Source organism: Pseudomonas mandelii, from assembly GCF_002251635.1.
GTDB lineage: Bacteria > Pseudomonadota > Gammaproteobacteria > Pseudomonadales > Pseudomonadaceae > Aquipseudomonas > Aquipseudomonas mandelii_B.
In genome coordinates, this window is sequence record NZ_NMOJ01000122.1 from 1 (window position 1) to 24941 (window position 24941).

Sequence of the window (24941 nt, forward strand, 5' to 3'; positions counted from 1 at the left end):
CCGCTTTAAGTACTTACTCAAATTGCATGCGCATGAATACTTAAAAGTTTCATGCGCTCAATAACAATCAAGGATTAACGATTTTTGAATACGCTGTCGCCAGAGCAATCAGAACGGCCTTGTCCTGGGCATCGACAGTCCTGTCACCGTTCACGTCCGCCGGGTTTTGACGCATGGAGAAGGTTAAACCACCGTCATTCGAAACGGCTTCATGGGTGCTAGAGTCCAGCAGGGAGTACGTAGGCGTGCGGTGTTCCGGGTCATAACCCTCTTCTTTCAAAGCAAACTGCATGGAAACCCGAACTTCTTTCGGACTAACGACAGACGGGGCCAACCGTTGTAGAAAGACACCGCGCTGATTGTAATTCGACATTAATTAAATCCTTTTAATAGTGATAACACGTTAACTTCGTGTGATGCGCATAATACCGATTGATTATAACCAAGTTACTTTCTATCTGTTTCTCATCATTACAAGAAGCTCATTAGTAATAAACAACCCGTCGCGACTTAACACCTTTTCAGGCGCTGAACGGCACTGGCCTATTCGGCCTCACCAATACTTACTTCAACATTCAGCGGCGGCAGCCGCAAGGCGGATGAATTTTTTATCATCGGCGGGATCGAAATCCCCATCACCATCGGCGTCACCTTTAACGTCAACCTTATCGTAAACACCTTTCTTTTTTGACGCCGAAACGGAAGTTGAAAACTCGAGCTCCTTCTTTTTATCATAGAACTCGAGCAAGACTTCTGGGACTTTATCGTTGTTAAAATCTTCAATGGAAATGCGAATCTCTTTAACGGCCATCATGACACCTCGTGAGTCAGTCAATTGAGAGGGAGGTTCCATTGAATTGGAATCCTCCAACCCAAAGTAGGCCGCCCACTCACAAGCTGTCTACTGTCATACATGACAGGTGGCTGTATATCCAGTACTGTTCAGCGCCTTCAATTTCCGCTACTCGCCTTGAATTTAATGACTGTGTTTGCAAGATCAAAAAGCAGTTGCTCATCCTCCATATCAATATCTCCATCTTGGTCAATATCGCCATGCACGGAAGCCTTATTGAATGTTGTCGAGCCATTTTTCTTAGAAACCAAAACCGCATATGAATTAACGATAGTGTCGCTAAAATTCCCGGAGCCCAGATCGAAGTCAGTTTCCCGAGTAACAAATTCTATTTTGACCTCTTGAACTCCGTCTTTATTAACGTCGAGTACCGTCAACAATATCCCTTTACTCGTCTCCATAACCAAATCTCCTATGACGTAAACGTGAAACAGCGGCCAGATATCGGTGCCTTGTTATTCATAGGATGTATTCTGTTTCTCATCATTACAAGAAGCTCATTAGTAATAAACAACCCGTCGCGACTTAACACCTTTTCAGGCGCTGAACGGCACTGGCCTATTCGGCCGCGGCCATATACTGTATGAACATACAGCTTAAGGATGATGTCGATGGCGACCCCTCTGCCACCTCGCGGCCGCGGCACCGCAACCAACCCGCACAACCGCTTCGCGCCGAATCGCTCGGTGGCCGAGGATGACGGCTGGTATCAGGAAGCGCCGATCACCCAGGGCACGGAAGTGCGCATTGAAACGGCGAAAACCATCATCACCCGCAACACTTCCCCGGACCTGCCTTTTGATCGCTCGATCAATCCCTATCGTGGTTGCGAGCACGGTTGCATCTACTGCTACGCGCGACCCAGCCATGCCTATTGGGACATGTCGCCGGGGCTGGATTTCGAAACCAAACTGATCGCCAAAACCAATGCCGCCGACGTGCTCGAACAGCAGCTGTCGAAGCCGGGTTATGTGTGTGCACCGATCAATCTGGGCTCCAATACCGACCCGTACCAGCCTATCGAGCGCGAATACAAGATCACCCGGCAGACCCTCGAAGTGCTGCTGCGTTATCGGCACCCGGTGACGATCATCACCAAGGGCTCGCTGATCCTGCGCGATCTCGATTTGCTCACTGAATTGGCGCGCCAACGTCTGGTGGCGGTGATGATCAGCCTCACCAGCCTGGACGACGAGCTCAAGCGCATCCTGGAGCCGCGCACGGCGGCGCCCAAGGCGCGATTGCGGGCGATTCGAGTGATGCGTGAGGCAGGCATACCGGTGGGTGTGCTGTGTTCACCGATGATTCCGATGATCAACGACAGTGAACTGGAAAGCCTGCTGACCGAAGCCCACGCGGCGGGTGCGCAGAGTGCGGCGTATATGATGCTGCGCNTGCCGCTGGAAGTAGCGCCGCTGTTCGAAGAATGGCTGGCCGCCCACTATCCGCAGCGTGCCGCTCATGTGTTGAGCCTGATTCGTCAAAGCCGCGGCGGGGAGCTTTACGACAGTCGGTTTGGCGCCCGGATGCGCGGTGAAGGGCCGTTTGCCGATCTGTTGGCGCAACGCTTTGCCAAAACCATCAAGCGCCTGGGGCTCAATCGTCGGGAAGGATTCGACCTGGACTGCGACGCCTTCTGTCCGCCGGGTCGCCAGATGTCGTTGATTTGAGGACAATTGGCCTATGGTTGAGTAGTGGGAAAATCACTTGGCCATTACGCTGGTCACGTTTTTAGTGACCTGGAACACACGTTCTAGAGCACTTGATTCAGTTTGAGTTAAGTTTCGGCAGATACCTTGTTCATCGAGTGACTGACGGGTCGAGATGTTCGGCCTGGATGTTTTTTAAACAGCCACTGGCTTCACACCGGACAAAACGGGAAAATTCCCTGACTCCGCCAAAGAGGATGAATCATGAGTGACAAGGATAAACAGCCGTTGGCTGCGTCGGCTTCAGCCCCTCAGGTGGCGGAAACCGCCGATGCAGCGCTAAAGCACATCGTTGACGGCTTTTTGCATTTCCATCACGACGTCTTCCCTCAGCAGGAAGAACTCTTCAAGAAACTCGCCACGGCCCAGAGCCCGCGCGCAATGTTCATTACCTGCGCCGACTCACGCATCGTGCCCGAGCTGATTACCCAAAGCTCGCCCGGCGACCTGTTCGTGACTCGTAACGTGGGTAACGTGGTGCCGCCTTACGGCCAGATGAATGGTGGTGTTTCCACGGCCATCGAGTACGCGGTNCTTGCCCTCGGCGTACAGCACATCATCATTTGCGGCCACTCCGACTGTGGCGCGATGCGCGCCGTGCTCAACCCGCAAAGCCTGGAAAAAATGCCTACGGTCAAAGCCTGGCTGCGCCATGCGGAAGTGGCGAAAACCATGGTCCAGGAAAACTGCCATTGCGCTGACGAAAGCGAAAGCATGCACGTCCTCACCGAAGAGAACGTGATCGCCCAGCTTCAGCATTTGCGCACGCATCCGTCCGTGGCCTCGCGCATGGCCAACGGTCAGCTGTTTATCCATGGCTGGATCTACAACATCGAAACCAGCGAAATCAGAGCTTACGACGCGGACAAAGGGTGTTTCCTGCCGCTTGATGGCAGTCATCCGATTCCCGTGGCGACGCCCAAAGCGCGCTTCTAAATCCTCCCAGGTGTGGTTTAGCCGAGGCTGCTGATCGAGCAGCCTGGCTTTGCCATGCCTGAAGAAAACTTCGGGAGAATCATCATGCGTGCTGCGCAATTGAAAGCTGTTCTGCCGCGGGAGCTGCTCGCGTCCGTGGTTGTGTTTCTGGTCGCCCTGCCCTTGTGCATGGGCATTGCCATTGCTTCNGGCATGCCGCCGGCCAAGGGTTTGATCACCGGGATCATCGGTGGTCTGGTGGTGGGCTGGATTGCCGGCTCACCGCTGCAAGTCAGCGGCCCGGCGGCGGGTCTGGCGGTGTTGGTGTTCGAGTTGGTGCGCCAGCACGGCATGATGATGCTCGGGCCCATCCTGCTGTTGGCGGGTTTTCTGCAACTGATGGCCGGGCGCTTCAAGCTGGGTTGCTGGTTTCGGGTCACGGCGCCTGCGGTGGTGTACGGCATGCTTGCCGGGATTGGCGTGCTGATCGTGTTGTCGCAAGTGCATGTGATGCTCGACGCCGTGCCCAAGCCCTCGGGGCTGGATAACCTGGCAGCCTTCCCGGCGGCCGTCCTCCAGGCCTTGCCCTCCCTTGGCTGGCAAGCCGGTTTGCTTGGGCTGTCGACGATTGCGGTGATGTGGCTGTGGGAGAAATTCCGTCCCCACTCCCTGCGTTTCATTCCCGGCGCGCTGCTTGGCGTGGGTCTGGCGACGGTCGCCAGCCTGATGCTCGCCTTGCAGGTCAAACGCGTGGAAGTCCCGGCCAACCTGGCAGAAGCCATCGACTGGCTGAAACCTGCCGATTTGCTCAATCTGGCTGACCCGACCTTACTGATCGCGGCATTTGCCGTGGCGTTTATTGCCAGCGCCGAGACCCTGCTCTCCGCCGCGGCAGTGGACCGNATGCACAGCGGCCAGCGTTCNGATTTCGACAAGGAATTGTCGGCACAGGGCGTCGGCAACATGCTCTGCGGTCTGGTGGGTGCCCTGCCGATGACCGGCGTGATCGTGCGCAGTTCGGCCAATGTCCAGGCCGGCGCCACTACGCGAATGTCAGCGATGTTCCATGGCCTGTGGCTGNTGGCTTTCGTGNTGCTGCTGTCGAGTGTGCTGCAAAGCATTCCGGTGGCGAGCCTGGCGGGCGTGCTGGTGTACACCGGGATCAAGCTGGTGGACGTAAAGGCGTTCCGGGCGTTGGGCCGCTATGGGCGGATGCCGATGTTCACCTATGCCGCGACGGCGCTGGCGATCATCTTTACCGACCTGCTGACNGGCGTGCTGATCGGCTTCGGGTTGACCCTGGCCAAACTGGCCTGGAAAGCCTCGCGGTTGAAAATCAGCCTGATCGACCTGCCGGCCGACGGTGAGATGGAGTTACGACTGACGGGGGCCGCAACCTTTCTCAAGGTGCCGGCGTTGACCCAGGTGCTGGGAACGATTCCCCCAGGCGCGACGNTGCATGTGCCGCTGAGTAACCTGAGTTACATCGACCATTCGTGCCTGGAATTGCTGGAGGAATGGGGGCGGGCCAATGCGGCCAAAGGCTCCAGGCTGGTGATTGAGGCGCGGGGGTTGAAGCGCNGGCTTGAAGGGCGGTTGCGGACCACTACCGGAGTTGGTTCAGCCGCGTAGAAAACAGTGTGGGAGCGAGCCTGCTCGCGATTGCGGTGTGTCATTCAGCAATAATGTCGACTGATGCACCGCTTTCGCGAGCAGGCTCGCTCCCACAGGGGATGGTGTTGATTCTAAAGAATCAGGCAGCTGGCTGATCCAGCTCCAGCCCTACGCCCAACTGGCGCGACAGGCATGGCCAGCGCTTCCATGCAGCGCCGGTGTCCGGGCTGTTGAGTTTTTCGCGGTAGGCCTCCACGGACTCCAGCGCGAAACTGTCTTCATCAAGCATCTCGTCCACGGCGTGATGCACCGCCTCATCCAGTTGATTGGCGAAGTCCTCGCCGATCAGTTGGTGGGCAATCAGGTTGGCGACCGTCATGTCCAAAGGGATCAGTGGCTGGCCAAAATGCTTGATGTACAGGTCATTGACCTCTTCTACCAACCGATGCGCCAGATAAGCTTCGTCCAGCAGGCTGTCCAGGCCGACATGACCGGCCATGATTGCCGGTGGCTGGAGGAAGAACTGCTCGGCGATTTTCAGCACCGGCTTGATCTGTGATTCGATACCCGCTTCCCTGGCGACTTCATTGGCTGCGTCCAGCAGGTCCGGCACTTGCTCTATATACGCGGCCACAAAACGCGTCATCACGCCGTTGGCGTCGACATCCGGCAATTGGATGGCGGAGTGAAGGTGTGGCAATTGAGTTTCAAGCTGACGAGTCAGCAGGCCGGTTTCGGCCTCGTGTTGTTGGGCTTTTTGGATCTGCTCGCGCAATGCGGCGGTGTTCATGAAAACTCCAGGAAACAAAGGCAATGAAATAGGGAAGACATAACTTAGCTGGCTTATGAAAAATGCTAAGACGCATTTGTCATAATTGTTTCATCCTTGAGACGCCTCCGTTATATCGATTTGCCACCACTCGTCTGCATCCTTCTCCATTCGTGCCCTTGAACGCAAGTCCCACCTGTTTCAGATCATTTACGCCATCACGTTGCGAGGTAGCAGTCGCTGTCTATACTCGGGTGGGAATGGAGTTAGCTGATGACGCCCGACTGCACACGCAGCAAGGCTCGGCGATTCAAGTTTCGTAGTCTGAAAAAGCCGCTCCCTTGCCGCAGGTGAAAGCCGGCGGGATAACAAGAACGATAAGGGGAACCCGCAATGACGCGACATCCACACGTTTGGATGGGCCTACTGTTGTGGTCAGTATTCGGCCAGGCGCAAGCCGCCTGGACAACGAATATGGCGCCAGGGGCTACTGAAGTCAGTCACGCCGTGTTTGACCTGCACATGACCATTTTCTGGATCTGTGTAGTGATCGGCATCATCGTCTTCGGCGCCATGTTCTGGTCGATGATGGTCCACCGCCGCTCCACCGGGCAGGTGGCCGCAAAATTTCATGAAAGCACCACCGTCGAAATCCTCTGGACCGTGGTGCCCTTGCTGATCCTGGTGGCCATGGCTATTCCGGCGACCATGACGCTGATCAAGATGTACGACACCAGTGAATCGGATATCGACATCCAGATTACGGGCTACCAATGGAAGTGGCACTACAAATACCTGGGTCAGGACGTCGAGTTCTTCAGCAACCTGACGACCCCCGCCGAGCAGATCCACAACAAGGAAACCAAGGGCGAGCATTACTTGCTCGAGGTCGACCAGCCGCTGGTGCTGCCGGTAGGCGCCAAGGTGCGTTTCCTGGTGACGGCTGCTGATGTGATCCACTCCTGGTGGGTGCCGGCGTTTGCAGTCAAGCGCGATGCGATTCCGGGGTTCGTCAACGAAGCCTGGACCCGCGTCGACAAACCCGGCATCTACCGTGGCCAGTGCGCCGAACTGTGCGGCAAAGACCATGGCTTCATGCCGATCGTGGTCGAGGTCAAGGAAAAGGCCGATTACGAAAAATGGCTGGCCGAGCGCAAGGCCGAAGCCCTGCAGCTTAAAGAACTGACCAGCAAGGAATGGACCCTCGACGAGCTCAAGGAGCGCGGCGACAAGGTTTATCACACCACCTGCGTCGCCTGTCACCAGGCAGAAGGCCAGGGCCTGCCGCCGATGTTCCCGGCACTCAAAGGNTCGAAAATCGCCACCGGGCCGAAAGAAGNTCACCTGAGCATTGTCTTCCNCGGCAAGCCCGGCACCGCCATGGCCGCGTTCGGCAAACAGCTGTCGGAAGTGGATATCGCCGCCGTAGTGACTTACGAACGCAATGCCTGGGGCAACAACAAAGGCGACATGGTCACTCCTAAAGAAGTGCTGGAGCTGAAACAGGCGGAAAGCAAATGATCCGGTCTATTGCGCAACCAAGGAACCGGTCGGGGCAGCGCGCCCCGGCCTGCCCAGCCCATCTGTTTGCAGGAGACACGCCATGAGCGCCGTCATCGATGACCATGGTCATGCCGATCACGCCCACGGCCCCGCCAAAGGCCTGATGCGCTGGGTGCTGACCACCAACCACAAGGACATCGGCACGCTGTACCTGTGGTTTGCGTTTTCCATGTTCCTGTTGGGCGGCTCGTTCGCGATGGTGATTCGCGCCGAGCTGTTCCAGCCGGGGCTGCAAATCGTCGAACCGGCGTTCTTCAACCAGATGACCACCATGCACGGCCTGATCATGGTGTTCGGTGCGGTGATGCCGGCGTTCGTCGGCCTGGCCAACTGGATGATCCCGCTGATGATCGGCGCGCCGGACATGGCCCTGCCGCGCATGAACAACTTCAGCTTCTGGCTGCTGCCGGCGGCGTTCCTGCTGCTGGTCTCGACCCTGTTCACCCCCGGCGGCGGGCCGAATTTCGGCTGGACCTTCTACGCCCCGCTCTCCACCACTTACGCGCCGGAAAGCGTGACGTTCTTTATCTTTGCCATCCACCTGATGGGCATCAGTTCGATCATGGGCGCGATCAACGTGGTCGCCACCATCCTCAACCTGCGGGCCCCCGGCATGACGCTGATGAAGATGCCGCTGTTCGTCTGGACCTGGCTGATCACCGCGTTCCTGCTGATTGCAGTGATGCCGGTACTGGCCGGGTGCGTGACCATGATGTTGATGGATATCCACTTCGGCACCAGCTTCTTCAGCGCGGCCGGTGGCGGTGACCCCGTATTGTTCCAGCACGTGTTCTGGTTCTTCGGCCACCCCGAGGTGTACATCATGATCCTGCCGGCCTTCGGCGCCGTCAGCTCGATCATCCCGACCTTCTCGCGCAAGCCATTGTTCGGCTACACCTCGATGGTCTACGCCACCGCGAGCATCGCGTTCCTGTCGTTTATCGTCTGGGCACACCACATGTTCGTGGTCGGCATTCCGCTGGTGGGCGAGTTGTTCTTCATGTACGCCACGCTGCTGATCGCCGTGCCCACGGGCGTGAAGGTGTTCAACTGGGTCAGCACCATGTGGCAAGGCTCGCTGACCTTCGAGACGCCGATGCTGTTTGCCGTGGCCTTCGTGATTCTGTTCACCATCGGCGGCTTCTCCGGGCTGATGCTGGCGATTGCCCCGGCGGACTTCCAGTACCACGACACCTACTTCGTAGTGGCGCACTTCCATTACGTACTGGTGCCCGGTGCGATCTTCGGCATCTTCGCCTCGGCCTACTACTGGCTGCCGAAATGGACCGGCCACATGTACGACGAAACCCTGGGCAAGCTGCACTTCTGGCTGTCTTTCGTGGGCATGAACATGGCGTTCTTCCCGATGCATTTCGTGGGGCTGGCCGGCATGCCGCGCCGGGTGCCGGACTACAACCTGCAGTTCGCCGACTTCAACATGGTCTCGTCCATCGGCGCGTTCATGTTCGGCGCTACACAGATCTTCTTCCTGTTCATCGTGATCAAGTGCATCCGTGGCGGCCCGCCGGCCCCGGCCAAACCGTGGGATGGCGCGGAAGGCCTGGAGTGGAGCATCCCGTCACCAGCGCCGTATCACACCTTCACCACGCCGCCGGAAGTGAAATGAACACCGCCCTCGCAGGAGCCGGCTTGCTGGCGATGAACGATAACGCGGTGCGCCTGATGCACCGCGGTGTTTGGATCGCCAGCAAGCCGGCTCATACATGGGTTGGCGCAGGAGTTGGAAATCATGGCTGATTCGATTTCGATGAAAAAACTCGTCACCCGTCTGCTGTTGGTGGTGGTGGCGATGTTTGTCTTCGGGTTTGCCCTGGTGCCGATCTACGACGTGATGTGCAAGGCGTTCGGCATCAACGGCAAGACCGCCGGGCAGTACGAGGGCGAGCAGGTGGTCGACCCTACGCGCCAGGTGCGCGTGCAGTTCCTGTCGACCAATTCCGCCGACATGTCCTGGGATTTCTATCCCAAAAGTGACGAACTGACGGCCAACCCGGGGGCCGTGAACGAGATGATTTTTATCGCGCACAACCCGACCGACAAACCGATGAGCGCCCAGGCAGTGCCGAGCATCGCACCCAGCAACGCGGCGATGTACTTCCACAAGACCGAATGCTTTTGCTTCACCCAGCAAGTGCTGCAGCCCGGTCAGCGTATCGAAATGCCGGTGCGCTTCATTGTCGATCGCGACATGCCCAAGGAAGTGAAGCATTTGACGCTGTCCTACACGCTGTTCGATATCACCGCCCGACATCCACCGGTAGCTGTAAACACTGGCGGCTGAGCGTGCCCGATAAGGAGAACAATAAATGGCAACTCATGAACACTATTACGTACCGGCCCAGAGCAAATGGCCGATCATCGCCACCGTCGGCATGTTCGTCACCGTGTTCGGCCTGGCCACCTGGTTCAACGACCTGAAGGCTGCGCGCCCGGAATCCCACGGGCCGTGGATCTTTTTCGTCGGCGGCCTGTTACTGGCCTACATGCTCTTCGGATGGTTCGGCGCGGTCATCAAGGAAAGCCGCGCGGGGTTGTACAGCCCGCAGATGGACCGCTCGTTCCGCTGGGGCATGACCTGGTTCATCTTTTCGGAGGTGATGTTCTTCATCGCCTTCTTCGGCGCACTGTTTTATGTGCGTCACGTCTCCGGTCCGGCGCTCGGCGGTGAAGGGCATAAGGGCATCGCGCACATGCTGTGGCCGAACTTCCAGTTCACTTGGCCATTGTTGAATAACCCGGACTCAAAACTGTTTCCGCCGCCCAAGGAAGTCATCAGCCCCTGGGGCCTGCCACTGCTCAATACCGTGTTGCTGGTGAGTTCCAGCGTCACCGTGACCATCGCCCACCATGCCTTGANCAAGGGCCATCGTGGCGCGCTGAAAATCTGGCTGGCGCTGACCGTGCTGCTGGGCTGGGCGTTCCTGGCCTTCCAGGCCGAAGAGTACATGCACGCCTACAAGGAACTGGGCCTGACCCTCGGCTCGGGCGTGTACGGCGCGACCTTCTTCATGCTCACCGGCTTTCACGGCGCGCACGTGACCATCGGCACCATCATTTTGTTTGTGATGCTGATGCGCATCCTGCGCGGGCATTTCAATGCCGAGCACCAGTTCGGCTTTGAGGCGGCGAGCTGGTATTGGCACTTTGTGGACGTGGTGTGGATCGGGCTGTTTTTCTTCGTTTATGTGCTCTGAGGCTTTACCAAGGCGCAGTAGAAACCAACTGGCCGCTGAAAAAACCCCAGGCAATCAAGCCGACGGTGATGGCGGCCAGGGCAACACGAACACTCAAGGCAATGACGAGGCGGTTCGAGCTGCTGTCGTCCTTGACCAGAAAAAACAGGCCGCTGAACAGGCTGACAACCGTGGCAATCAGCATCAGGACGATGGCTGCTTTGAGCATGGTGGAACTCCGGGGGAAAGGCGATGCACTTGAGTATAGCTATCGCAACCAGCGACTTTCTGGCGACGCCATGAAGCGCTTCCGGCCGGGCATCGTGCCGACCCTGGTGGTCGCTATTCTGCTGCCCATGCTGGTGTCACTCGGGTTCTGGCAATTGAGCCGGGGCGCGGAGAAAAGCGCGCTGCTGCAAAGCTACGCCGAGCGTCGGACGGCTGAACCGATGCCCAGCACCGCGCTGCAACACACTGAAGATCCGGCTTTTCGTCGGGTTCGGCTGCACGGCCAGTTCGATGCCATGCACAGCCTGCTGCTGGATAACCGCCAGCGCGACGGCAAGGTTGGCGTCGAACTGCTGCAACCGTTTCAGGACCAGGCGACCGGGCTCTGGCTGCTGGTCAATCGCGGCTGGCTGCCGTGGCCGGATCGGCGCACCCCGCCGCAATTCACTACCCCGACTCAGGCCCTGAGCCTGGATGCCTGGGTCTACGTCTCCCCCGGCGCCACCTTCCAATTGCACGCCGACCCAAGCACCCCAAAGTGGCCACAACTGATCACGGCCGTCGAACCGGCCAAGCTGTGGACAGCGCTCGACCGTGACGGTTTTGCCTACGAATTACGCGCAGAAGCCGGCCCCGCGTCCTATCAGGCCGATTGGCCAGTGGTGGCCATGGGGCCGGAAAAACATATCGCTTATGCCGTGCAGTGGTTCGCCATGTCGATCGCCCTGTTCGGCCTTTATCTCTATCTCGGCTGGCACAACGCAAAGGAGAAACACCATGGGAGCGGCCATGAATCCACCCAGCATGTCTGAGGCGAAAACGCCGGCGAGTCGGCGCAAGGGCCGGTTGCAGTTATTGCTGATCCTGCTGGGGGTGATCGGTCCGATGATCCTCGCCACCGNCATGTACAAACTGCAGTTCTGGGTGCCGGACAGCCGCAGCTACCACGGCGAGATGATCGGCAACGGCCAGACCCGCGCCGACATTGGCGTGCAGGCGGACGAGGATCGTTGGCAACTGCTGGTGACCGCACCCAAGGAGTGCTCGGNNGAGTGCCAGCAACTGGTGTACCTGGCGCGGCAGATTCAGATCGGCCTTGGCCGCGATGCGTCACGCGCCAGCCACGCCTTGGCCGCCGCGCAACCGCTGACGGCCGATTACGACGCCAAGCTGACCCGCGAATACCCGCAACTGCAACGTTACCCAATGGACCTGACCACTTTCACCAAAACAGCGGGAGACAAAACTGCACCGCAACTGTGGATCATCGACCCGCACGGCAATCTGGTGCTGCGCTACGACCCGACGGTCAAGGGCAAGGACTTGCTCAACGACCTGCGCCTGCTGCTGAAACTGTCGAACATCGGATAAGGGCATCGTCATGGCCAAACCTGGATTTCGCCTCGCGTTGTTTGCCACCTTGTTAGCGTTGATCGTCGTGCTGCTCGGCGCCTACACCCGGCTGACCCATGCCGGCCTCGGCTGCCCGGACTGGCCGGGCTGCTACGGCTTCATCAGCGTGCCGCAAAGCGAAGCCCAACTGGCCCATGCCGAATTGCATTTTCCCGATGCGCCCGTCGAAGCCCACAAAGGCTGGAACGAGATGGTCCACCGCTATTTCGCCGGTACCCTCGGGTTGTTGATTTCAGTGCTGGCCGGTCGCGCCTGGGTGCATCGTCGTCATCCGGGGCAACCGGTGAAGTTGCCGCTGTTTCTGTTGACAGTGGTGTTCGCCCAGGCGGCGTTTGGCATGTGGACGGTGACGCTGAAGCTGTGGCCGCAAGTGGTGACCGGCCATCTGCTCGGTGGTTTTGCCACCTTGAGCCTGCTGTTTTTGCTGACGTTGCGCCTGTCCGGCGTACTGCCGGCGCTGACCGTGCCACGGCGTTTGCAGCACTGGGCGACGGCCGGGTTGCTGCTGGTAATCTTGCAAATCGCCCTTGGGGGCTGGGTCAGTTCCAACTATGCAGCCGTGGCTTGCATCGACTTCCCGACCTGCCATGGGCAATGGCTGCCACCGGCTGATTTCGCCAACGGTTTTCACCTGACCCAACACATCGGCCCCAATTACCTGGGCGGGCAACTGGACAGTGATGCCCGCACAGCGATTCACCTGACTCACCGCATCGGCGCGTTGCTAGTGACGCTCGTGCTGCTGGGGTTGGCCTGGCAACTGAAAGTGGTTGGCATGACGCGCTTGGCCGGACTGGTGCTGATCGCCCTTGCGGCCCAAATCACCCTTGGCATCAGCAACGTCTTGTTCCACTTGCCGCTGCCCGTCGCCGTCGCGCACAACGCCGGGGGCGCAGCGCTGCTACTGACGATGGTGCTGGTCAATTATCACGCGCGAACCAGCCTGGTTCGGGTCAAACAGCAATCCCCTGCGCGCTGGCGGTTCAGCCCGCGCAAACACTCAGCCGGGCCCATAACAATAAAAGGAGAGATGCCATGGCGACCTTGATCGGCGCGCGTCGCGATCAGGCTATCTGGCGTGACTACCTGGAGCTGACCAAGCCGAAAGTCGTGGTGCTGATGCTCATCACCTCGCTGGTGGGCATGTTCCTCGCGACCCGCGCCGGGGTGCCGTGGACGGTGCTGATTTTCGGCAACCTGGGGATCGCGTTGTGTGCCGGGGGTGCGGCGGCGGTGAATCATGTGGTGGACCGGCGTATCGATGCAGTGATGGCGCGCACCCACAAACGTCCCTTGGCTGAAGGTCGGGTATCACCGGCGGCGGCGCTGACGTTTGCCTTGGTGTTGGCGGTGCTTGGGCAAGCCGTGCTGCTGGCCTTCACCAATGCGCTGACCGCTTGGCTGACCCTCGCGTCCTTGCTCGGTTATGCGGTGGTCTACACCGGTTTCCTGAAGCGCGCGACGCCGCAGAACATCGTCATCGGTGGCCTGGCCGGTGCCGCCCCGCCGTTGCTCGGCTGGACCGCCGTCACCGGGCATGTCAGCGCCGAGCCGCTGCTGCTGGTGCTGATCATCTTCGCGTGGACCCCTCCGCATTTTTGGGCCCTGGCCATTCACCGCAAGGAGGAATACGCCAAGGCCGACATTCCGATGCTGCCGGTCACCCACGGCGAGCATTACACCAAAGTGCATATCCTGCTTTACACCTTCGCCCTGCTGGCGGTGAGCCTGATGCCTTATGTGATCCACATGAGCGGCCTGCTGTACCTGGCGTGTGCGCTGGTATTGGGCGGGCGCTTTCTGCAATGGGCCTGGGTGCTGTACCGTGGCAGCAAGCCGCACGCGGCGATCAACACGTTCAAGTACTCTATTGGGTACTTGCTGTTGCTGTTTATCGCCCTGCTCGTAGACCACTACTTACTGTTGAACCTATGACTCGAACTCAAAAAACCGTCTTTATCCTCGTCGCCCTGATCGCGCTGGTTCTGGGCCTGACCATCAACAAAGTGCTGTCCGGCAAAGGCCAGGGCGATCCGACGGCGTTGATCGACGCCGGGATCATTTTGCTGCCGCAAAGCCGCAATCTGCCAAACGTGACGATGACCGATCAGGACGGCAAGCCGGTGATGGTCAACGAGCTGAAAGNCAAGTGGAGCCTGCTGTTCTTCGGCTACACCTTCTGCCCGGACATCTGCCCGACCACGCTTGCCCAGCTGCGCCAGATCAAGAGCGAGCTGCCTAAAGAGGCTGTGGCGAAGTTGCAGATCATCCTGGTCAGCGTCGACCCGAACCGCGACACGCCCAAGCAGCTCAAGCAATATCTGGGCTACTTCGATCCACAGTTCACAGGCCTGACGGCTTCGTCGGTTGAGGACATTCAGAAACTGGCCAATGCGGTGAGTATTCCGTTTATTCCGGCCGACACCAGCAAGCCGAATTACACGGTTGATCACAGCGGCAACCTCGCGGTGATCGGTCCGGACGGGACACAGCGTGGGTTTATTCGCGCGCCGTTGAATAACGCCAAGTTGGTGACACAGTTGCCGGTGATGCTCAACCGCAAATAAACACCGCAAGCCCGCTCCCACAGGGTCGGATTCCAGGTACAAAAAAGGGGCGCAAANTAAACACCGCAAGCCCGCTCCCACAGGGTCGGATTCCAGGTACAAAAAAGGGGCGCATTCGATGCGCCCCTTTTTTCGTTGCATCAGGTGATCAGAACGCCGGCAATACCGCGCCTTTGTACTTCTCGAGGATAAAGGCCTTCACTTCCGGGCTGTGCAGGGCAGCAACCAGTTTCTTCATGTCTTCGCTGTCCTTGTCGTCNTCGCGGGTCACCAGGATGTTCACGTAAGGCGAGTCGTTGCCTTCGATCACCAGTGCATCCTTGGAAGGGTCCAGCTTGGCTTCCAGGGCGTAGTTGGTGTTGATCAGTGCCAGATCGACCTGGGTCAGCACGCGCGGCAGGGTNGCAGCTTCCAGCTCACGGAATTTCAGGTCCTTGGTGTTCTCGGTGATGTCCTTGACCGTCGACAGGATGTTGTTCGAATCCTTCAACTTGATCAGGCCGGCCTTGGCCAGCAGCAACAGTGCACGACCGCCGTTGGTGGCGTCGTTCGGAATCACCACGTTGGCACCGCCTGGCAGTTCGGTCAGTGCCTTGTACTTGCTGGAGTAAGCGCCCAGCGGTTCCAGGTGTACGCCAGCAACGGCGACCAGGTCGGTGCCCTTGGCCTTGTTGAACTCATCCAGGTACGGCTGGTGCTGGAAGAAGTTGGCGTCCAGGCGCTTTTCGGCAACCTGTACGTTCGGCTGNACGTAGTCGGTGAACACTTTGACCTTCAGGTCCACGCCTTCTTTGGCCAGGGCCGGTTTGACGAATTCGAGGATTTCCGCATGCGGAACCGGCGTGGCTGCGACAGTCAGGGTGTCCGCGTGAGCGGAAAACGCTGCAACGGCTGCGAACGCGACGAGTAGTTTTTTCATTCAGCTAACTCCTTGTGGGTACCCGCTTGCGGCGCCTGGATTTGGCGCCTGCCAGCGAATGGCCGGCTCATGTCTTGTTTACGAGAACTGTTTATTTTCTGGAGAAATGGACGACCAGTTTGTCACCAACCATTTGCAGAACCTGCACCAGCACCAGCAACAGCACCACGGTGACCACCATCACATCGGTCTGGAAACGCTGATAACCGAAACGGATCGCCAGGTCACCCAGGCCACCGGCACCGACCACACCGGCCATNGCCGTGTAGGACACCAGTGTAATAGCCGTCACCGTAATCGCCGCGTAAATGCCCGGACGGGCTTCTGGCAGCAGGGCGTTGATGATGATCTGCCGGGTAGTCGCCCCCATGGCCTGGGTGGCTTCGATGATGCCGCGATCCACCTCACGCAGGGCGGTTTCCACCAGTCGCCCGAAGAACGGCGTGGCGCCCACTACCAGCGGTGGAATCGCCCCGGCGACCCCCAGCGAGGTGCCGGTGATCAGTACCGTAAACGGGATCATCACGATCAGCAAAATGATAAACGGCAGCGAGCGCAGGATGTTCACGATCAGCGACAGCAGTGCGTAGAGGCCTTTTTGTTCGAGCAACTGACGCGGACTGCACAGGAACAGCAGCACGCCCAGCGGCAGGCCGAGCAATACGGTAAAGAACAGCGAGCCGAACAGCATCAGCANGGTATCGCCGGTGGCCAGCCAGATTTCGAACCAGTCGATATTGACGAAGAAACTTGTCAGGACTTCCATCAGCGCAGGACCTCCATGTGGACGTCAGCCGCGGTGAAGTGGGCGAACGCCGCCTCCATGTCGCCACCGGTAACAGCCAGGGTCANTTGGCCGTAGGGAATGTCTTTAATGCGGTCGATACGACCGGCGAGGATGCTGTAGTCCACGCCCGTTTCGCGGGCGACGGTGCCCAGCAGCGGTGCGTAGGTCGCTTCGCCCTGGAAGGTCAGGCGCACGATGCGGCCCGGCACGTGCGCGAAGTCATCGCGCTGTTCGCTTTCATCGATCTGCTCGTCTTCTTGCACGAAACGCTTGGTGGTCGGGTGTTTCGGATGCAGGAACACCTGGGCCACCGAACCTTGCTCGACGATCACACCCGCGTCCATTACGGCCACTTGGTCGCACACGCGGCGGATCACGTCCATCTCATGGGTGATCAGCACGATGGTCAGCTTCAGCTCGCGGTTGATCTCGGCCAGCAGTTGCAGCACCGAGGCGGTGGTCTGCGGGTCGAGGGCGCTGGTGGCTTCGTCGCACAGCAGGATTTTCGGCTTGGTCGCCAGGGCGCGAGCGATGCCGACGCGCTGCTTCTGGCCGCCGGACAACTGCGCCGGGTACTTTTTGGCGTGGTCGGACAAGCCAACCCGCGCCAGCAACTCGGCGACACGCTGGTCGATCTCGCTGCGCGACAGTTCACCGGCCAGGGTCAGTGGCAGCGCCACGTTATCGGCAACGGTCTTGGACGCGAGCAGGTTGAAGTGCTGGAAGATCATCCCGACTTGCTGGCGGAAACGGCGCAGGCCGTTGGCGTCCAGGGCGGTGACTTCTTCGCCGTCGACGTTGATCTTGCCGCCGCTGGATTGNTCCAGGCGATTGATCAGACGCAGCAGGGTACTTTTTCCCGCGCCGGAGTGGCCAATCAGGCCGAACACCTGGCCGTTTTCGACACGCAGGCTGGTGGGATGCAGCGCGGGGATTTCCTTACCGGCGACGCGGTAGGTTTTATGGACGTTATGAAACTCGATCACGTAGCGAACCTTGTGGGGCGCATGNGAAANGGGTCAGCGGTTAGCCGGGCGCGCATTTTAGCCTGTCCGTATAGCGTTTCTTAGCATTTATTTCGCATTCAACCAGCGATTTGGCAATAACGCGATCAAAGGTCATAAAAAAGGAACGGTGCAAAACCGCGNCAGTCACTAATAAGGCAACTCGAAAACGCCCCCGGTGCCGTGCCTGGGGAATGCATATAAGTCCTGGCTACGGGATCGCAACGAGGAGTTTACGACTGATGAGCACTAAAAAGCCTGCCGCACCTAAAAGCGCACTGGCCGGGACCGATACCCTGGACCGCGGCAACACCAATGCCAAGCTCGAGAGCCTGGAAAAATTCCGCTCCGACGCCACCGAACAAGCCCTGCGCACCAATCAGGGTGTGAAGGTTTCGGACAACCAGAACACCTTGAAGGTCGGCGCCCGTGGCCCTTCGCTGCTGGAAGACTTCATCATGCGTGAAAAAATCACGCACTTTGACCATGAGCGGATCCCGGAGCGCATCGTGCATGCACGGGGCACTGGCGCTCATGGTTTTTTCCAGACCTANGAGAACCATTCGGCGCTGACCAAGGCCGGTTTCCTACGCGACCCTGGCCACAAAACCCCGGTATTTGCGCGATTTTCCACCGTGCAGGGCCCGCGTGGTTCCGGCGATACGGTGCGTGACGTGCGCGGCTTTGCCGTGAAGTTCTTCACCGACGAAGGCAACTTCGATCTGGTGGGTAACAACATGCCGGTATTTTTTATTCAGGACGCGATCAAGTTCCCCGACTTTGTGCACGCGGTGAAGCCTGAGCCGCACAACGAGATTCCTACCGGTGGCTCGGCTCACGATACGTTCTGGGATTTTGTCTCGCTGCAGCCGGAGTCGGCGCACATGGTGATCTGGGCCATGTCTGACCGTGCCATTCCAAAAAGCCTGCGCAGCATGCAGGGCTTTGGTGTGCACACGTTTCGCCTGNTNAATGCCGAGGGTAAATCCAACTTCGTCAAATTCCACTGGCGCCCTACNGCCGGCACATGCTCGCTGGTGTGGGATGAGGCGCAAAAGCTCGCCGGCAAAGACACCGATTACCACCGTCGCGATCTGTGGGAGTCGATCGAGATGGGCGACTACCCGGAATGGGAATTGGGCGTGCAGGTCATCGAGGAAGAAAACGAACATAAATTCGACTTCGATATCCTCGACCCGACCAAGCTGATCCCCGAAGAGCTGGTACCGATTACGCCGCTGGGCAAGATGGTGCTGAACCGCAACCCGGATAACTTCTTTGCTGAAGTCGAGCAGGTCGCGTTCTGCCCGGGCCATATCGTGCCGGGTATCGACTTTTCCAACGACCCGCTGCTGCAAGGTCGCCTGTTTTCCTACACGGATACGCAGATCAGCCGACTCGGCGGGCCGAACTTTCACGAGATCCCGATCAACCGCCCGGTAGCACCGTTCCATAACGGACAACGGGATGCGCTGCATCGCACGACCATCGACAAGGGCCGCGCGTCCTACGAGCCAAACTCTATTGATGGCGGCTGGCCGAAAGAAACCCCGCCGGCGGCACAGGACGGTGGGTTCGAGTCTTACCCAGAGCGCATCGATGCTCACAAGATCCGTGAGCGCAGCGAGTCGTTCAGCGATCACTTCTCCCAGGCGCGCCTGTTCTTCCGCAGCATGAGCAAGCACGAGCAAGAGCACATCATTGCGGCTTACAGCTTTGAGCTGGGCAAGGTCGAGCGTGAGTTTATTCGTGCCCGTCAGGTCAACGAGATCCTGGCCAATATCGATCTGGAACTGGCCAAACGCGTGGCGCAGAACCTTGGTTTGCCGGCGCCGAAGGCTGGCACCGTCGAAGTGCGTAAAACCTCACTGGATCGCTCACCGGCCTTGAGCCAGGCCAACCTGCTGCCGGGGGATATCAAAACCCGGAAAGTGGCGATTCTGGCGGCCAACGGTGTCGATGGTGCTGCGATTGATGCGATGAAGAAGGCGTTGAAGGCCGAAGGTGCGCACGCCAAGCTGCTCGGCCCGACTTCCGCGCCCGTGACCACCGCCGATGGCAAGACGCTGCCGGTGGACGCTTCGATGGAAGGCTTGCCTTCGGTGGCATTCGATGCGGTGTTCGTACCCGGCGGTAAAGAGTCGATCAAGGCGTTGAGCGGTGATGGCGTGGCGTTGCATTACCTGTTGGAGGCGTACAAGCACTTAAAGGCGATTGCGCTGCATGGCGAGGCGAAGCAGTTGCTGGATGTGTTGAAGCTTGAAGTGGATGCGGGGCTGATCGTGGGGGCAGATGCGAAGGCGTTCAANCCGTTTTTTGCCGCGATCGGGCAGCATCGGGTTTGGGATCGGGAGCCGAAGGCCAAAGCGATTCCGGCCTGAGGATTTGTATCGGTAGGAAGGACGCCTTCGCGGGCAAGCCCGCTCCCACAGGATTTGGGGTGGATCACAGAACTGTGATCAACGCTGATCCACTGTGAGAGAGAGCATGCTCGCGATGCATTTAAGGTTTGCGCGGACTCAGGACGATCTGCGCCGGAACGCTGCGCAGGATCTGCTTCTGCAGATTCATATCAAAATCCGCATCCAGCTTCTTCACCCGTTTGGTCAGCAACGTGGCCAGCCATGGGTAATCCTGCGTGCGCGGCGCCTGGATGCTCACGTCGCACTGGTAATTCACCACGTCGGTGGCGATCGCATCCAACTGATGGCGAAGTTCTTCGATGTCAGTGAGGTTCAGCGCCACGGTGGTGCTTTCAGCCGTGGGATCAATCACCTTCGCCTGCGGTTTGGCCTCGGCAGCCAGCAACGCCGCTTCAGCCCGGTCCAGCTCAGCTTTACGGGCATTGACGATGGCGTTGTTGACCCCACCCGTCAGCGCCGGAGCCTTTGGCATTAACGCCCGGGCCCGAGCCAGCGCAGTGGCGGCCGCATTCACATCGCCCTTTTGCAGCACGATCTGGCTGCGGCGCAAATAGGCTTCGGCCAATTGCCGCTGATATTGCACAAGGGATGGATCGTTAGGCGATTGGGCCTGCAAGGCGGCCAGTTGATCTTCGGCAGTGGCCAGCTCGCTGCTGGCCAGGTTTTGTTCCAGCTGCGCGATGGCCGTGGCCCGTGCATCGGTCGCCACAGTGGTGGCCGATGGCGTGCTTTGGCAAGCGCCCAGTAGCAGCGAAAATGCGACAAGGAGCAGATAACGGGAGGCTAACAGCTTCATTCCTGCGACTCTCTATTTGCGCAAAAAGCGAGCAAGTCTACACCCCTCGACGGGGCAGGACAAAACTCAGCAGAAACAGGGCGGCCGCCGCTACTACAATCGACGGGCCCGCCGGGGTGTCCTTGAACCACGACAACGCCAGCCCGCCACAGACCGCGAGCATGCCCAGCAGGCTCGCGCCCAGTGCCATCTGCTCCGGCGAGCGGGCGTGACGTTGTGCCGCAGCTGCCGGGATGATCAACAGTGAAGTAATCAGCAACACACCGACGATTTTCATCGCCACCGCGATCACCACCGCGATCAGCAACATCAGGGTCATGCGCAGGGCCGGCACGGGCAAACCTTCCACCGTGGCCAGCTCTTCATGCACGGTGATCGCCAGCAATGGGCGCCACAGCGCTACCAGCAAAACCAGCACGGCGGCGCTGCCGCCGAGGATCCAGGCAAGGTCGGTCGGGCTGATCGCCAGCAGGTCGCCGAACAGGTACGCCATCAGGTCGATCCGCACTTCGTGCATGAAGCTTAGTACGACCAGGCCCAGAGAGAGCGTGCTCGGTGCGAGAATTCCCAAAAGCGTGTCGGACGCCAGCGGCTGACGCTGTTGCAACGTCACCAGCAGCACCGCCAACAGCAAGCAGCCGACGGTGACAGCCACCGTCGGGCTGACATCCAGCAGAAAGCCCAATGCCACGCCGAGCAAGGCCGCGTGGGACAAGGTGTCGCCGAAATAGGCCATGCGCCGCCAGACCACAAACGAACCCAGCGGGCCCGCCACCAGTGCCAAAGCCAAGCCTGCCAGCAGGGCGTAGAGCAGAAAATCAGCCATGCTTGCAGCTATCTCCATGAACGTGGGAGTGGGGCGTAGGGGCCGCGCTGACCACCGAACCATGCAGGTCATGGGCGTGATCGTGGTGGTGGTGATAAATCGCCAGGCTTTGTGCGTTCTTGCCGAACAGCTCGACGAAAGCCGGATCGCCGCTGACTTGTTCCGGGTGCCCGGAGCAGCAGACATGACGATTCAGGCAAACGACCTGGTCGGTGGTGCTCATGACCAGGTGCAGGTCGTGGGAGACCATCAACACGCCGCAGCCGTGACGATCCCTCAGCCGAGTGATCAGGCTGTAGAGCTCGGCCTGACCGGCCACATCGACGCCTTGCACCGGTTCGTCGAGCACCAGCAGTTCCGGCTCACGTANCAAGGCGCGGGCCAGCAAGACGCGCTGCATTTCGCCGCCCGAGATACTTTGCACCGGGCTGTCGATGACCTGCTCGGCGCCGACTTCCTTGAGTGCCGCCAAGGCCCTGGCGCGGTCCACGCCCGGCACCAGACGCAAGAAGCGCAGCACCGACAGCGGCAGCGTCGGATCGACGTGAAGTTTTTGCGGCATGTAACCGACCCGCAGTTTCGGCTTGCGCCAGACGCTGCCGGTGTCNGGCTTGAGCAGGCCGAGCACGGCGCGAACCAGCGTGGTTTTGCCCGCGCCGTTCGGGCCGATCAGGGTGACAATCTGCCCCGGCTCGACGCTCAGCTCGATGTTATCCAGCACGTTTTGCCCGGCAAAGGTGACGGCAACATTCTCGAGGCGGATCAGCGCNTTGCTCATCAAGCCCCCTGGCAGCCCGAGCACAGCCCGACCACTTCAACGGTCTGGCCTTCGACGACGAAACCGACGTCCTTGGCGCTGCTGATGATGGCGTCGCTGATGCTTTTTTGTTCAAGCTCGATGGCAGCGTGGCACTCGCGGCAGATCAGGAACTGGCCCTGATGCGCGTGTTCCGGGTGGTTGCAGCCAACAAAGGCGTTGAGTGAGGCGATGCGGTGCACCAGGCCGTTTTCCAGCAGGAAATCCAGCGCACGGTACACCGTAGGCGGCGCAGCGCGGCGGCCGTCCTGCTCGCTGAGCACGCCAAGAATGTCGTAGGCGCCCAGCGGCTTGTGGCTCTGCCACACCAGCTCCAGCACGCGACGACGCAGCGCAGTCAGCCGCAGGCCTTGGCGTGCGCACAGGGTATCGGCCTCCGACAACGCGGTATGCACGCAGTGAGAGTGGTCGTGGGGACGGCTGGCAAGCGGTGTAATAGGCATGAGCGGCGACGACATTTGATAGAGACGTTATTATGTTACCCGTTCCTACGCCATTGAGTGGTCATCGTGTCCCGACTTTTTTCTATCTTTGTCACATTTGCCGCAAGTTTTCTGTTCATTGGCTCAGTTCAAGCCGACGTCAAAGTCCTCACCAGCATCAAGCCGCTACAGCTGATTGCCGCTGCGGTGCAGGACGGCGTGGCGATCCCGGAAGTGCTGCTGCCACCGGGCGCTTCACCGCATAACTATGCCTTGCGCCCTTCCGACGTACGGAAGGTGCAATCGGTGGATCTGGTTTACTGGATCGGTCCGGACATGGAAGGTTTCCTGCCTCGCGTGCTGAACGGTCGAACGCTGCCGAGCGTCGCCGTGCAGGATTTGCCGGGGCTGAAACTGCGCCACTTTGGCGAAGACAACCACTCCCACGCGGAAGAAGCCGACGAGCATGACCACGATCATCGTCCGGGCAGCCTGGACGCGCATTTGTGGTTGTCTCCGGTAAATGCGCGTGTCATCGCCACAAAAATGGCTGCTGACTTGAGTGCAGCCGATCCGGCCAACGCCACGCGTTATCAGAGCAACCTCAAGGCGTTCGATGAGCGTCTGGATGCAATGGATCTTCGCTTGAAAGCGCGCCTGGCCGGCATCGCAGGCAAACCGTACTTCGTATTCCACGAGGCCTTCGACTACTTTGAAGACGCCTACGGCCTCAAGCACACCGGCGTATTCAGCGTCGCCGCCGAAGTCCAGCCGGGCGCCCAACACGTCGCGGCGATGCGCACGCGGTTGCAGGAAGTCGGCAAGACCTGCGTGTTCAGCGAGCCGCCGCTGCGCCCGCGCCTGGCCGAGACGCTGGTCGCCGGTTTGCCGGTGAAATTGGCGGAGTTGGATGCGTTGGGCGGTTACACGCCAGCTACAGCGCAGGGTTACGAGCAGGTGCTGGAGAAGTTGGGGAATGATTTGGCTGGGTGCCTGGANTCGTTGTAACCGACACAGAACCCTGTGGTGAGGGGGCTTGCCCCCGTTGGGCTGCGAAGCAGCCCCCAAATTGATAGGTCAGATAGATCGCATAGGAGCGCTTCGCACTCCAACGGGGGCAAGCCCCCTCGCCACAATTTAGAGGGCGAACGGTAGCGGCGTACTGACCTTCTGCCGCTGCGCCAACCGCTGCTGAAACTCCATCGGATCGTGAATCAACACGTCCTGCCCGGCAAACGACTCCGCGGCAATCAACCGTGACAACCAGAACCGCACACACGCCACGCGCAGCATGGTCGGCCACAACTCGGCTTCGGCTGCCGTGAATGGCCGCAACGCCGCATAAGCGCCCAACAACGCCCTTGCTCGCGGCCCGTCGATCAGCCCGTTGTCATCCGAGCACCAGTCGTTCAGCGCGATCGCCACGTCGTACAGCATCGGGCCCGAGCAGGCGTTGTAGAAGTCGATCAACCCGGTCAGGTGCGTGCCTTCGAACATCGCGTTGTCGCGGAACAGATCCGCGTGGATGTTGGCCCGTGGCAACGCCAGAATTTTCGTCTTCTGCTGAGTGATTTCGTCCAGTGCCCGTTGCAGCAAATCACTCTGCTCGGCATTCAGGTGGGACAGCAACTGCGTGCCCTCCTCCAGCATCCAGTCCAGGCCACGATCGGTTTTGCGCTTGATCATGTTGGCCTGGGTCGCCAGGTGCAGATGGCCCAGCAACTCGCCGACCTGGGCGCAATGCTGCGCATTGGCGTCCTTGATGTGCTTGCCGGCCAGGCGCGGTTGTAGCAGCGCTGGTTTACCGGCAAGTTCGCGCAGGGCCACGCCATCGATGGTCCGCAGGGCGTAAGGCACCGGCAGATCGGCGTCGTGGAGCACGTCGAGCAGTTCGATGAAGAACGGCATTTCNTGGACCGGACCGCGCTCGACCAGGGTCAGGACAAATTCGCCCTGNTCCAGGCTGATGAAGAAGTTGGTGTTTTCGCTACCGGCGGCAATCCCCTGGAAATCAAGCAGGCGGCCGAGCCCGTAAGGGGCGAGAAAGGTTTCCAGCTCGGGCCGAGCCAGGGGGGTAAACACAGACATGTTTAAACTGCCAGTACGGGCGCCGCAGTGCGCG

Annotated in this window: 27 protein-coding genes; 14 read left to right on the forward strand and 13 right to left on the reverse strand. The window is 59.5% G+C overall.

What is annotated here, in order from left to right; translation table 11 throughout:
- Positions 1–67 precede the first annotated feature (67 nt).
- The 3 genes from B7L09_RS16800 to B7L09_RS16810 form a co-directional block, all read right to left on the reverse strand.
- Positions 68–373, reverse strand: coding sequence for a hypothetical protein (locus B7L09_RS16800; protein WP_094469780.1), 306 nt, complete (start codon positions 371–373; stop codon positions 68–70).
- A gap of 195 nt (positions 374–568) precedes the next feature.
- Positions 569–814 carry a hypothetical protein gene (locus B7L09_RS16805; RefSeq protein WP_049870741.1) on the reverse strand — a complete coding sequence of 82 codons (246 nt, stop codon included), beginning with the start codon at positions 812–814 and terminating at the stop codon, positions 569–571.
- A 137-nt stretch (positions 815–951) separates the two neighbouring features.
- A complete protein-coding gene (locus B7L09_RS16810; RefSeq protein WP_010465676.1) occupies positions 952–1254 on the reverse strand; it encodes a hypothetical protein in 303 nt (100 codons plus the stop codon).
- Between the two features lie 210 nt (positions 1255–1464).
- On the opposite strand from B7L09_RS16810, the gene B7L09_RS16815 reads away from it, so the two are divergent.
- From B7L09_RS16815 to B7L09_RS16825, 3 genes are all read left to right on the forward strand, one after another.
- Positions 1465–2523, forward strand: coding sequence for a PA0069 family radical SAM protein (locus B7L09_RS16815; RefSeq protein WP_094469781.1), 1059 nt, complete (start codon positions 1465–1467; stop codon positions 2521–2523).
- A 243-nt stretch (positions 2524–2766) separates the two neighbouring features.
- Positions 2767–3498 carry a carbonic anhydrase gene (locus B7L09_RS16820; protein ID WP_094469782.1) on the forward strand — a complete coding sequence of 244 codons (732 nt, stop codon included), beginning with the start codon at positions 2767–2769 and terminating at the stop codon, positions 3496–3498.
- 84 nt (positions 3499–3582) lie between these two features.
- Positions 3583–5109: a SulP family inorganic anion transporter gene (locus tag B7L09_RS16825; protein WP_094469783.1), complete on the forward strand. Its 1527-nt coding sequence runs from the start codon at positions 3583–3585 to the stop codon at positions 5107–5109.
- 121 nt (positions 5110–5230) lie between these two features.
- Here B7L09_RS16825 and B7L09_RS16830 read toward each other — a convergent pair whose 3' ends face one another.
- Entirely contained in the window at positions 5231–5881 is a 651-nt protein-coding gene (locus B7L09_RS16830; RefSeq protein WP_094469784.1) for a hypothetical protein, read from the reverse strand.
- A 372-nt stretch (positions 5882–6253) separates the two neighbouring features.
- Here B7L09_RS16830 and coxB point away from each other — a divergent pair, with 372 nt between their 5' ends.
- The 4 genes from coxB to B7L09_RS16850 all read left to right on the forward strand — a co-directional run bounded on the left by coxB (position 6254) and on the right by B7L09_RS16850 (position 10638).
- Positions 6254–7381 (forward strand): cytochrome c oxidase subunit II, encoded by a 1128-nt coding sequence (gene coxB, locus B7L09_RS16835; protein ID WP_094469785.1) that lies wholly within the window; start codon positions 6254–6256, stop codon positions 7379–7381.
- 82 nt (positions 7382–7463) lie between these two features.
- Entirely contained in the window at positions 7464–9050 is a 1587-nt protein-coding gene (gene ctaD, locus B7L09_RS16840) for a cytochrome c oxidase subunit I (protein WP_094469786.1), read from the forward strand.
- Positions 9051–9173: 123 nt separating this feature from the next.
- Positions 9174–9725, forward strand: a complete 552-nt coding sequence (locus tag B7L09_RS16845) for a cytochrome c oxidase assembly protein (protein WP_094469787.1) — start codon at positions 9174–9176, stop codon at positions 9723–9725.
- 25 nt (positions 9726–9750) lie between these two features.
- Complete coding sequence (locus tag B7L09_RS16850) at positions 9751–10638, forward strand: cytochrome c oxidase subunit 3 (protein WP_094469788.1); 888 nt, start codon at positions 9751–9753, stop codon at positions 10636–10638.
- 4 nt (positions 10639–10642) lie between these two features.
- Here the strand turns inward: B7L09_RS16850 and B7L09_RS16855 are convergent, their stop codons facing one another.
- Entirely contained in the window at positions 10643–10846 is a 204-nt protein-coding gene (locus B7L09_RS16855; protein WP_094469789.1) for a twin transmembrane helix small protein, read from the reverse strand.
- Between the two features lie 70 nt (positions 10847–10916).
- On the opposite strand from B7L09_RS16855, the gene B7L09_RS16860 reads away from it, so the two are divergent.
- The 5 genes from B7L09_RS16860 (at position 10917) to B7L09_RS16880 (ending at position 14825) form a co-directional block, all read left to right on the forward strand.
- On the forward strand, positions 10917–11657 hold the full coding sequence (locus B7L09_RS16860; protein WP_094469790.1) for an SURF1 family protein: 741 nt from the start codon (positions 10917–10919) through the stop codon (positions 11655–11657).
- Positions 11623–12216 carry a PA_0111/PP_0108 family redox-active disulfide protein gene (locus tag B7L09_RS16865; protein WP_094469802.1) on the forward strand — a complete coding sequence of 198 codons (594 nt, stop codon included), beginning with the start codon at positions 11623–11625 and terminating at the stop codon, positions 12214–12216. Before B7L09_RS16860 ends, B7L09_RS16865 begins: the two co-directional genes overlap by 35 nt.
- A 10-nt stretch (positions 12217–12226) precedes the next feature.
- Entirely contained in the window at positions 12227–13306 is a 1080-nt protein-coding gene (locus tag B7L09_RS16870; RefSeq protein ID WP_094469791.1) for a COX15/CtaA family protein, read from the forward strand.
- The gene (cyoE, locus tag B7L09_RS16875) at positions 13294–14193 is read left to right on the forward strand and encodes a heme o synthase (protein WP_094469792.1); all 900 of its coding nucleotides are present in this window, start codon (positions 13294–13296) and stop codon (positions 14191–14193) included. Before B7L09_RS16870 ends, cyoE begins: the two co-directional genes overlap by 13 nt.
- The gene (locus B7L09_RS16880; RefSeq protein WP_094469793.1) at positions 14190–14825 is read left to right on the forward strand and encodes an SCO family protein; all 636 of its coding nucleotides are present in this window, start codon (positions 14190–14192) and stop codon (positions 14823–14825) included. Before cyoE ends, B7L09_RS16880 begins: the two co-directional genes overlap by 4 nt.
- A gap of 148 nt (positions 14826–14973) precedes the next feature.
- Here B7L09_RS16880 and B7L09_RS16885 read toward each other — a convergent pair whose 3' ends face one another.
- From B7L09_RS16885 to B7L09_RS16895, 3 genes are all read right to left on the reverse strand, one after another.
- The gene (locus B7L09_RS16885) at positions 14974–15744 is read right to left on the reverse strand and encodes a MetQ/NlpA family ABC transporter substrate-binding protein (RefSeq protein ID WP_094469794.1); all 771 of its coding nucleotides are present in this window, start codon (positions 15742–15744) and stop codon (positions 14974–14976) included.
- Positions 15745–15835: 91 nt separating this feature from the next.
- Positions 15836–16510, reverse strand: a complete 675-nt coding sequence (locus tag B7L09_RS16890; protein ID WP_094469795.1) for a methionine ABC transporter permease — start codon at positions 16508–16510, stop codon at positions 15836–15838.
- Positions 16510–17517, reverse strand: a complete 1008-nt coding sequence (locus B7L09_RS16895; RefSeq protein WP_094469796.1) for a methionine ABC transporter ATP-binding protein — start codon at positions 17515–17517, stop codon at positions 16510–16512. The genes B7L09_RS16890 and B7L09_RS16895 overlap by 1 nt, the downstream gene beginning before the upstream one ends.
- A 260-nt stretch (positions 17518–17777) precedes the next feature.
- Here B7L09_RS16895 and katE point away from each other — a divergent pair, with 260 nt between their 5' ends.
- Positions 17778–19916: a catalase HPII gene (gene katE, locus B7L09_RS16900; protein WP_094469797.1), complete on the forward strand. Its 2139-nt coding sequence runs from the start codon at positions 17778–17780 to the stop codon at positions 19914–19916.
- A gap of 121 nt (positions 19917–20037) precedes the next feature.
- Here katE and B7L09_RS16905 read toward each other — a convergent pair whose 3' ends face one another.
- The 4 genes from B7L09_RS16905 to zur form a co-directional block, all read right to left on the reverse strand.
- A complete protein-coding gene (locus B7L09_RS16905; RefSeq protein WP_094469798.1) occupies positions 20038–20754 on the reverse strand; it encodes a PA5502 family lipoprotein in 717 nt (238 codons plus the stop codon).
- 37 nt (positions 20755–20791) lie between these two features.
- Complete coding sequence (gene znuB / locus B7L09_RS16910) at positions 20792–21580, reverse strand: zinc ABC transporter permease subunit ZnuB (protein WP_094469799.1); 789 nt, start codon at positions 21578–21580, stop codon at positions 20792–20794.
- Positions 21573–22358 (reverse strand): zinc ABC transporter ATP-binding protein ZnuC, encoded by a 786-nt coding sequence (gene znuC, locus B7L09_RS16915; protein WP_094469800.1) that lies wholly within the window; start codon positions 22356–22358, stop codon positions 21573–21575. Before znuC ends, znuB begins: the two co-directional genes overlap by 8 nt.
- Positions 22358–22840, reverse strand: a complete 483-nt coding sequence (zur, locus tag B7L09_RS16920; protein ID WP_094469804.1) for a zinc uptake transcriptional repressor Zur — start codon at positions 22838–22840, stop codon at positions 22358–22360. The genes znuC and zur overlap by 1 nt, the downstream gene beginning before the upstream one ends.
- Positions 22841–22906: 66 nt before the next feature.
- Between zur and B7L09_RS16925 the strand changes: the two genes are divergently transcribed.
- Complete coding sequence (locus B7L09_RS16925; protein ID WP_094469803.1) at positions 22907–23827, forward strand: zinc ABC transporter substrate-binding protein ZnuA; 921 nt, start codon at positions 22907–22909, stop codon at positions 23825–23827.
- 129 nt (positions 23828–23956) lie between these two features.
- Here the strand turns inward: B7L09_RS16925 and B7L09_RS16930 are convergent, their stop codons facing one another.
- On the reverse strand, positions 23957–24907 hold the full coding sequence (locus B7L09_RS16930; RefSeq protein WP_094469801.1) for a homoserine kinase: 951 nt from the start codon (positions 24905–24907) through the stop codon (positions 23957–23959).
- Positions 24908–24941: the final 34 nt, after the last annotated feature.

Bases quoted from the DNA above. Each gene is read 5' to 3' on its own strand.
- B7L09_RS16800 (WP_094469780.1), bottom strand. From the start codon at position 373: ATGTCGAATTACAATCAGCGCGGTGTCTTTCTACAACGGTTGGCCCCG.
- B7L09_RS16805 (WP_049870741.1), bottom strand. From the start codon at position 814: ATGATGGCCGTTAAAGAGATTCGCATTTCCATTGAAGATTTTAACAAC.
- B7L09_RS16810 (WP_010465676.1), bottom strand. From the start codon at position 1,254: ATGGAGACGAGTAAAGGGATATTGTTGACGGTACTCGACGTTAATAAA.
- B7L09_RS16830 (WP_094469784.1), bottom strand. From the start codon at position 5,881: ATGAACACCGCCGCATTGCGCGAGCAGATCCAAAAAGCCCAACAACAC.
- ctaD (WP_094469786.1), top strand. From the start codon at position 7,464: ATGAGCGCCGTCATCGATGACCATGGTCATGCCGATCACGCCCACGGC.
- B7L09_RS16845 (WP_094469787.1), top strand. From the start codon at position 9,174: ATGGCTGATTCGATTTCGATGAAAAAACTCGTCACCCGTCTGCTGTTG.
- B7L09_RS16855 (WP_094469789.1), bottom strand. From the start codon at position 10,846: ATGCTCAAAGCAGCCATCGTCCTGATGCTGATTGCCACGGTTGTCAGC.
- B7L09_RS16860 (WP_094469790.1), top strand. From the start codon at position 10,917: ATGAAGCGCTTCCGGCCGGGCATCGTGCCGACCCTGGTGGTCGCTATT.
- B7L09_RS16870 (WP_094469791.1), top strand. From the start codon at position 12,227: ATGGCCAAACCTGGATTTCGCCTCGCGTTGTTTGCCACCTTGTTAGCG.
- cyoE (WP_094469792.1), top strand. From the start codon at position 13,294: ATGGCGACCTTGATCGGCGCGCGTCGCGATCAGGCTATCTGGCGTGAC.
- B7L09_RS16905 (WP_094469798.1), bottom strand. From the start codon at position 20,754: ATGAAGCTGTTAGCCTCCCGTTATCTGCTCCTTGTCGCATTTTCGCTG.
- znuB (WP_094469799.1), bottom strand. From the start codon at position 21,580: ATGGCTGATTTTCTGCTCTACGCCCTGCTGGCAGGCTTGGCTTTGGCA.
- zur (WP_094469804.1), bottom strand. From the start codon at position 22,840: ATGCCTATTACACCGCTTGCCAGCCGTCCCCACGACCACTCTCACTGC.